Source organism: Neoluteolibacter marinus (assembly GCF_014904755.1).
GTDB lineage: Bacteria > Verrucomicrobiota > Verrucomicrobiia > Verrucomicrobiales > Akkermansiaceae > Haloferula > Haloferula marina.
Genome location: NZ_JACZFQ010000069.1, coordinates 26,288 through 33,725 on the forward strand (window position 1 = coordinate 26,288; position 7,438 = coordinate 33,725).

Annotated in this window: 5 protein-coding genes and 1 pseudogene; 2 read left to right on the top strand and 4 right to left on the bottom strand. The window is 65.4% G+C overall.

The genetic code is table 11. The annotated features are described in order from the left end of the window. Positions 1 to 84: 84 nt before the first annotated feature. Together IG178_RS13350 and IG178_RS13355 are read left to right on the top strand one after the other, a co-directional pair. Positions 85 to 2,607, top strand: coding sequence for a protein kinase domain-containing protein (locus IG178_RS13350; protein WP_193213059.1), 2,523 nt, complete (start codon positions 85 to 87; stop codon positions 2,605 to 2,607). 58 nt (positions 2,608 to 2,665) lie between these two features. Then, positions 2,666 to 3,589 carry a phytoene/squalene synthase family protein gene (locus tag IG178_RS13355; RefSeq protein ID WP_343225970.1) on the top strand — a complete coding sequence of 308 codons (924 nt, stop codon included), beginning with the start codon at positions 2,666 to 2,668 and terminating at the stop codon, positions 3,587 to 3,589. On the opposite strand, the gene IG178_RS13360 is transcribed toward IG178_RS13355, so the two are convergent. The 4 genes and pseudogenes from IG178_RS13360 to IG178_RS13375 all read right to left on the bottom strand — a co-directional run. Further along, positions 3,573 to 4,292, bottom strand: a complete 720-nt coding sequence (locus IG178_RS13360) for a hypothetical protein (protein ID WP_193213061.1) — start codon at positions 4,290 to 4,292, stop codon at positions 3,573 to 3,575. The genes IG178_RS13355 and IG178_RS13360 overlap by 17 nt on opposite strands. 43 nt (positions 4,293 to 4,335) lie before the next feature. Next, positions 4,336 to 5,904: a S8 family peptidase gene (locus IG178_RS13365; protein WP_193213062.1), complete on the bottom strand. Its 1,569-nt coding sequence runs from the start codon at positions 5,902 to 5,904 to the stop codon at positions 4,336 to 4,338. Between the two features lie 44 nt (positions 5,905 to 5,948). Further along, on the bottom strand, positions 5,949 to 6,665 hold the full coding sequence (locus IG178_RS13370) for a hypothetical protein (RefSeq protein WP_193213063.1): 717 nt from the start codon (positions 6,663 to 6,665) through the stop codon (positions 5,949 to 5,951). A 50-nt stretch (positions 6,666 to 6,715) separates the two neighbouring features. After that, positions 6,716 to 7,438 (bottom strand): annotated as a pseudogene (locus IG178_RS13375) (hypothetical protein); the annotation flags it as partial.

Here is a 7,438-nt window from a genome sequence, read left to right on the forward strand (position 1 = left end):
GGAACTCTATTTCACCGGAATGCCCTGAATCTGCATGAAAACTGAGGGGTTGGCGAGGGTGCCGGTGTTCTGCATGGTGCGGGCATGCAGTCGCCGGATGTGAGCGAACTGGAAGTCTCGGGGCTGATCGGCAGCGGGACTTGCGGGAAGGTGTATCGCGCCCGGAATGCGGCGGGAAAGCAGGTCGCGGTGAAGATCTTCGCCGAGGAGGCGGTCAACCGGGAGCTGTTGGAGGAGGCGGCGCTGCGGCTGGAAGACGGTGGCTGGCCCACGGGGGTCCTGCCGGAGATCAGCGAGGACTACCGCGGGAAACAGATCCTGAGGGTCACGGCCTTGCTGGCCGACGACCGCGATGGAAAGACGTTGCCGCGGTCCCTCCAACATCGACTGGACCGCTTTCCCGGCGAGGATTCGTGGCCCCTGGTGCAGGAGATCCTGGCATCGCTGGCCGCGATGCATGACCGACAGGTCGCCCACGGCAACCTCAAGCCGGGCAATGTGTTCTTCGACGATGACGGCCGGGTGGTGCTCACCGACTGGGCGCTCGGCAACATGCCGGGGATCGGCGGCGTGGAGTACACCGACGCCGTTCTCTACCAGCCGCCCGACCAGCTGCGGGATCCCGCGGACTACCTGCGGGGCAAGGGCTACCGGTGGGATGTCTTCGCCTTCGGGGTGCTGGCGTACCGGCTGGTAACCGGCGCCTTTCCCCGCTGCACCGAGACCTTCGACAGCGTGGCTCCGGAACCCGGCAAGACCCGCCGCGACGACATCGCCGCGAACTTCAAGCAGGTCGCCAAGGCCCTCGAGTCCCATCCGAAGTATGAGTGGCCCGACGCTGCGGCGAATCCGTTGGAAAAGAGCTACCGCGAGATCATCGACCGTTGCCTTTCGCTGGACCATTTGGCGCGGCCCGCCAACGCGGGTGAGGTCTTGAACATCCTCAATGCCGCCGAGAAGGAGATCGCCGACGAGCAGCACCGCGACGCCATTCTCGACCAGCATCGCCGCGCGCGTCGGAGCGCGTGGCGGGCTAACGTGGCGACCGGGGTGCTGGTCGGCGCCGTCGCCATCCTGTCGGTCATGTGGCGGGTGAAAAAATCCGAACTGGAGGCCGAGGAGACGGGCCGTGCCGCCGATGTCGCGCGCCTGGAGGGCGAGCGGGAAGCCCTGCGGGAAGAGAAGGAGGCGGTGGTTGCGAAGTCCGATGCCGATCGGCGGGAGCTCCAGTATGACAAGGACATGTGGCTTGCCCGCCTCGATGCGTCGCGGGAGACCGGCGACCTGCTTTTTGCGTGGGCGATGGAGAAAGGCCTGCGGCGGCTGCCGCCCTTGGACGGGCGGACGCAGCGCTTGGGCCGATTGGAAAGTTATTTCGAAGAGTTCATCGAGCGAACGGCGGACATCGGCGCGCTTGCCGAGGAGCGGGCCCGGGCGCGGCTCCAATTGGCTGAGGTCAGTTTGGCGAAGGATGATCCGAAAGCCGCCGCGTCGCGGATGGAGGAGGCCCTGCAAGCGTCGGCGGAACTGCCGTCGGGGCCGGATCTGGACCTGCGGCTGGCGACCGATCGATTGCTGCTCGCCTTGTTGCTTCAGGAGCAGAATGACGAGGGGGCGGATGCTGCCTTTGAGTCCGCGCGCAAGGCTCTCGAAGCCGTTCCCCAGGCGGAAGTGGATGCCGACCGGGTTCAGCAATTGCTGGCGGTTCTGGATTTCCATCAGTCGCGTCTCCGGGCGGCCGCAGGCAGGGATGGCGAGGCCTTGGCGCAAATCCATCGGGCCACCGAGGCGCTCAACAAGCTGGTCGATCAACGCCCTGACGCCGCGGTGCTGAGGTCGGAGTTGGTGTCCTGCTACCTTTCTTCCGCGACCATCCTCGACGGGATCGGGGAGATGGGGGACGCCCGTGAGGTCCGGGCCTTGGCCTCCGAGGAGTTGGTGCAGCTGCTGAAAAAAGATCCGACCAACCTCGATCTCAGGCTGGACCTGGCCGGTTGCTACGGCGCGGTGGCGGAGGCTGCGGTCCTTTCAGGCGACGTGAGCGCGGCGGAGTCGAACTCCAAGGCGGCGGTGAAGCTTCTCGAGCAACTGATGCTTCAGCGACCCGACAGTCCCGAGGTCCGCTCACGGCTGGCCGCCCAGCGCGGCTTGGTTGCGGGGATCCTGCGGGACCGGGGGGATGCGAAGGAGGCGATGGAACTGATCGAAGAGGGCATCCTTCTGGTCGAACAGATCGCCGTCGGCGATTCGGCCGATCCGGTGGCCAAGTACCGGCTTGCGCTATTGCTCTGGCAAAAGGGGCGGATGACGGGCTTCGGGGGCGACCGGAACGAGGAAATCGAGCTCGAGACCCGGGCCGTGGAGATGCTCAGGAAGATCGCCAAGAGCGACTACAGCCTGGTCCGCTCGGAGCAGATCCGTCGCTCGCTGGGCTACGTTCTGGGCGATCTCGGGCACGCCGCCCAGATCGCCGGGAAGATGGAACTGGCCCGTTCGACCTTCGGGGAGGCGGTCGCGGTGTGGTCCCAATTGAACCGCGAACGGCCGCAGAGCGAGGAGTACCAGGAAGGCCTGGGGTGGAGCGAGCAACGGCTCAAGGAACTTTGACTTGAAGGCCCCGGGATGCTGGGGCTCGCTCGCGGCAGTGGAAAGAATCGACAAGGAAGTGCTGCGGAGTGTCTCGCGATCGTTTTTCGTGAGCCTGCGACTCCTGCCGAAGCGGATGAGGCCGGCGATCAGCACCGGCTATTTGTTGGCCCGGGCCAGCGACACCCTGGCGGATACCGCCGGCGTCGCGGTGGACGATCGCCTGGAGTTGCTGGATGGTTTCAACGGGGAACTGGCCGGCAAGGGCGCGCGTTGGCGGGAACGCGGTTTGGACGCCTTCATCGGGGCACAACAGCATGAGGGCGAGAAGGCCTTGCTGACGCGCTTGGACGAGTGCTTTGCCGCTCTGGAAGACTTGGATGCGCTGCAGGCGGACGCGGTGAGGAACACCGTCACCACCATTATCAGCGGCCAGCGGATGGATTTGGTCCGGTTCGAGGAGGCGACGGCGGCAGATCCCCGCGCCCTGCGCAATGAAGGGGAGCTGGAGGACTACTGCTATCGAGTGGCAGGTTGTGTTGGCGGGTTCTGGACCCGGATCGGACTATTGACCTTGGGCAGTCGCTTTTCCGACGCCCCGCCGGATGACCTGGATGCGCTGGGGGTGCGCTATGGCATGGGGCTGCAACTGGTGAATATCTTGCGCGATTTGCCGGCGGACCTGGCGAACGGTCGCTGCTACTTGCCAGTGGGAAATCCCCGCGATTCGACGGAGATGGCCGGGTGCCACCGGGCGTGGCGGGAACATGCAGCGGTGTGGCTGGAATCGGGGCGGCGCTACTCCTCACGCCTCAAGGTCAGGCGTCTGCGGGCAGCCTCGGTGCTGCCGGCGCTGATCGGTGAGGATACCCTCGAGCTCATTGCCGCGGCCGGTTTTCCCCTCCCGGAGCACCCGGTGAAGGTCGGTCGCGGGGCGGTGAGAAGGGCCCTGTGGCGCGCCTGGTGGTGGCCGGGGGGGGCGCAAGCTACCAGCGGCCGATAACCGCCGCGGGGACCACCACGGAAATCTCTCCCGAGCGGACTTCCTTGATTCCGAAACGGGAGGCAGGAACCACGGCTTCGAGGCACGCGGAGGGCTCTCCGGGTTGTCTCAGCAAGGATTGATCGGAGATCCGGACAAGTCCTTGGCAAGACTTTCCGCCAATCGGGTCGAGGTACTGGATGGGGAAAGAGGATTCCCCCGGCCCGATGCCGCGCGGTGCCCCGGTGACGGTGACGAAGTGCCCTTGAATCGGCATCCAGGTTCCCTGTCGAAAGACATAGCGGCGCAGGCTGAGGATCGGCGGGATGCCCTTTGCCAGCGATTTTTCGAGGCAGGAGCGGGTCCGCTTCAGCAAGGCTGCGGGCGATTCGCCGGTCCTCTGGAAAAGGTCGCCGTGGGCGAGCCGGGGCAAGTAAAGCGATTGGCTGGTTTCATTCGCGGCCGCGGCAAGGTCCTCGACGTTGATGCCGCTGCGGCTCCAGCGCATGCGGCCACCGAGCGTGGTGGACGGGCGCAGTCCGTAGCGGCGGATCCAACCCCGGAGCTGGTCCCGGTCACTGTCGCCGGGGAGCTTTGCTTCCGCGCCTTGCCAGGCGTCGTTGCCGTTGCGGTAGGAGGCGAGCAAAGCCGCGGGCCCGCAGGCATTTCCGGAAATACACAGCTGGTCGACCGGTAAGGCGTCCGGGTGGGGCGCAAACCTCATCTCGGTGGATGAGCAGGAGACGAGCAGAGCGACCAGGCAGGCTTCAATTCGCAGCGGGCGGATCGTAAACATCGGACCGCACGTTGTTTGAGGGCTTGAGGTCGGAAACACCACCCGAAAGCTGGACCGACGAGCGGATGGAGGTGCCGTCGCTGCCGACGTTCAGCGGCACGGTGAAGGTGGTGATGTCACCGGCTTGCAAGGTCGTGACATTGACATTGGTGGTGCCGGACGAGGTGATGATCTGCACCGGAGCGTTGATCAGCGTGGCAGTGCCGCGATTCTGAATGGTCACCAGCAGTTGGGGCTGGCCGTTGGCGGCGGTGGTGACGTAGTTCGAGGCGATTGCCGCGTCGCTGATTCCCGGGGTCCCGGCAATCATGAAACGGCCGAAGTCGACGATCCCGCTGCCGTAGAGCGGATCGTAGCCCGGTGCGCCGGCATCGTTGAAATTGTCGGAGAGCCGGTCGTAGGCTTGGGAACCGCTGATCCGGGTGCTGCCATTCGACATCGCGGCGGCCAGCGTGCCGGCGGCGATCGGGGCGCTGGCGGAGGTGCCGGTGAAGTAGACGCTCTGGCCGCCGGTCCACTGGGTGATCAGGTCCAGGCCGGGCGCCACGAGGGTGACGTCGCCGCTGTTCGAGAAATCAAGATGTTCGCCGCGGGCATCGACGGCGCCGACGCTGACCACGCCCGGGTATCCTGCGGGGTAGGCGACCTGCTCGTAGCCTTCGTTGCCGGCGGAGGCGAAGATGATGATGCCGGCTTGCTGCGCGGCTTCCACCGCCTGGCGGAGCAGGGCCGAATCGCCGTAGGATCCCATCGAAATGTTGATGATGTCGGCACCGGCATCCATGGCGGCGTAGATGCCCTGGAGAATGAGGAAACTGTTCGAGTTGCCGGCGTCGTCGGCGACCCGGATCGAATTGAGGTCGGTGGCCGGCGCGATCTGGGCGATCAGGTCCCACACGGCGGTGCCGTGGCCGTTCTGTAGGGTCAGGTCGTCCGGGAGGGGGACCAGGTTGACGCCGTTCGATCCCGCCTGGGTGGCGCCGGTATCGAGAATGACCAGCTTCACGCCTTGGCCGTAGGACGAATTGTCACCGGTGATTCCCAGCCATGAAAGCAGGCTGTTGCCGAAGCCCTGCACGCCTTCCTGCGCCGTCTCCGTCCGCGGGGTTGGCAGATTGACAGGGTAGATGAAGTCCATGTCCTCGGTGCCGTCGAGCAGGGCGTTGAGCTCGTCGAGCGAGAGAAAGCCGACGTGGAGGGCATTGAGGCGGTCGATCGATCCCAGGATGGCGATGCCCTTGCCCTTTGCTGCAGCAAGGAAGCGCTCCAAGGCCTCGCGGTCCTCGAATACCAGCGAGCGTTGGTTTTGCAATGCGCCGGCGTCGCTCGCCTCGGAATCCCGGATCAAGACCGCCTCGCGCTTGGCCAGTTTGCTTTCCCGCGGGGCGGGGTCATGGACGGGTTTCGCTTCTTTCCTGGGAGCCTCGCTTTCGACGCGCTGCGATGGTTCCGGCATCGCGGAGCGGGTGATCAACCACCCGGCGACACCGCTGCAGGCCATTGCCGCCAGAAGGATCCATCCGTTTCGCCTGCGTTGCATGTCACCCGGTAAACCCGGCTTGCCCGCGGCGGTAGCGAAAAATGTCAGGGGGTGGCCGGTTTGTCGGGGAGCGGCGTGTCCTCGTAGACATTCACCACCGGTTGCTTCGAAACGGGATCGAGATAGACAATCACCAGATCGCGCTTGGCGTCCACCGCCCGCCAGCGGGAGTTGTAGAACGGGGTGAACTCGCCAGGCTTGAGCTGGTAGAGGATCTTCGCGTCGTAGTGATTGAGGTGGTTCACCTTCTTCACCTTGTCGACGATGACCGTCTTGCCTGGGCCGACCTTGACGCCTTGGGCACCGGCCCTCTCACCCATATCGAAGCGCAGTTCGGCGGGGGTGAGGTTGAGGAGCTTCACGGTGCCGAGCGGGAACGACGACGTGTCGTCGGCCATTCCCATGACCCGGTAGGGTTTGTCCTTCTGGCCGGGGTTCGGCAGGAAGACAAACAGCACCTGGCTGCTGTCGGGTACCGCCACCGGAGCCAAAGACGGAACGGTCTTGCCCTTCTCGGGAACCTCGTCGGTCAGGAAAAACGTCGCCTTGCCGTTGGTCGCACTGCCCGCGGCGGGCAGGGAATAGACGTCGGTGAACAGCGGGACTTCCGAGCGGGTCCCTGCCTTCGGGTCGGTCAGGTAGACCTTGGTCACCTGATTGACGTAGCTGAAGCAGAGGGTTCGGAACGAGAACTTGCCACCTGCCTGGCCCATGGCGAGCGGGCTCAGGCAGAGGAGTGCGAAGAGGGCGGTGAGTCGCATGATACGGCGAAACTGATCGGACAAAGCGGTGGGTGCAAGGCGCGATCGGCTCAGACTTCACCGGGGTTCAGCCAGCGGAACGAAGTGACCACGAAGCGGCGGCCGAATCGCTGGTTGGCGTCGCTGAGCGCGGCGATCTCGGCCTCCGGGCCGTCGCTGGGATCGATGAATTCCGGGACGCGCTGGACAACCGCCTCGCACCAGGCCTTGGCGACGATCTTCGAGTTGTTGTCGAGGGCTTCGCCGTAAGTGCGGATGCGGAAGGTGTCCGAGCGCACCGCGATTGATCCGCCGATCGACGAAAGGATGTCGCCCTGGGTCAGGTAGCCGGGGGCGCCGGCAGCGCTCATGCCTTCCATCGCGGCGGGGAACGAGAAGTCCGCGTCACTCATGTCTTCGGCGGTGAAGCTGCGTGAATCGGCGGCAAAGCGCTCGTTGATCGAGACGGTCTTGTCGATCGCGGCCTGAAGCGCGCCGGTGAGGGCCAGCTCCTTGTTGCCGCCGGGCCGGCGGTTCACGAACTCCGCGAGGGAGAGGAAGGGACCGCGCTCCTTGATCTCATTGACCAGGAACTCCGCGAGATCGGTGATTTCCTCCTCGGTGAGGCTGCGCATGCCGGTCCAGCGGGCGTGGCGGGCGAGGAGCATGTTCTGGTTTTCGACCGGTTCGCCGTTGGCGCGGCGCATGCGGCTGAACGGGTAGGGGACCTTGGAGGCGACGCCGGAGGCTCCCGAGGCGTCGCCGTCGGCGATGTGGTAGGAGTCGGCGTCCTG

Excerpts from the sequence above, each read along its gene's own strand:
- IG178_RS13370 (WP_193213063.1), bottom strand. The coding sequence starts at position 6,665 with ATGCGACTCACCGCCCTCTTCGCACTCCTCTGCCTGAGCCCGCTCGCC.
- IG178_RS13365 (WP_193213062.1), bottom strand. The coding sequence starts at position 5,904 with ATGCAACGCAGGCGAAACGGATGGATCCTTCTGGCGGCAATGGCCTGC.
- IG178_RS13350 (WP_193213059.1), top strand. The coding sequence starts at position 85 with ATGCAGTCGCCGGATGTGAGCGAACTGGAAGTCTCGGGGCTGATCGGC.
- IG178_RS13360 (WP_193213061.1), bottom strand. The coding sequence starts at position 4,292 with ATGAGGTTTGCGCCCCACCCGGACGCCTTACCGGTCGACCAGCTGTGT.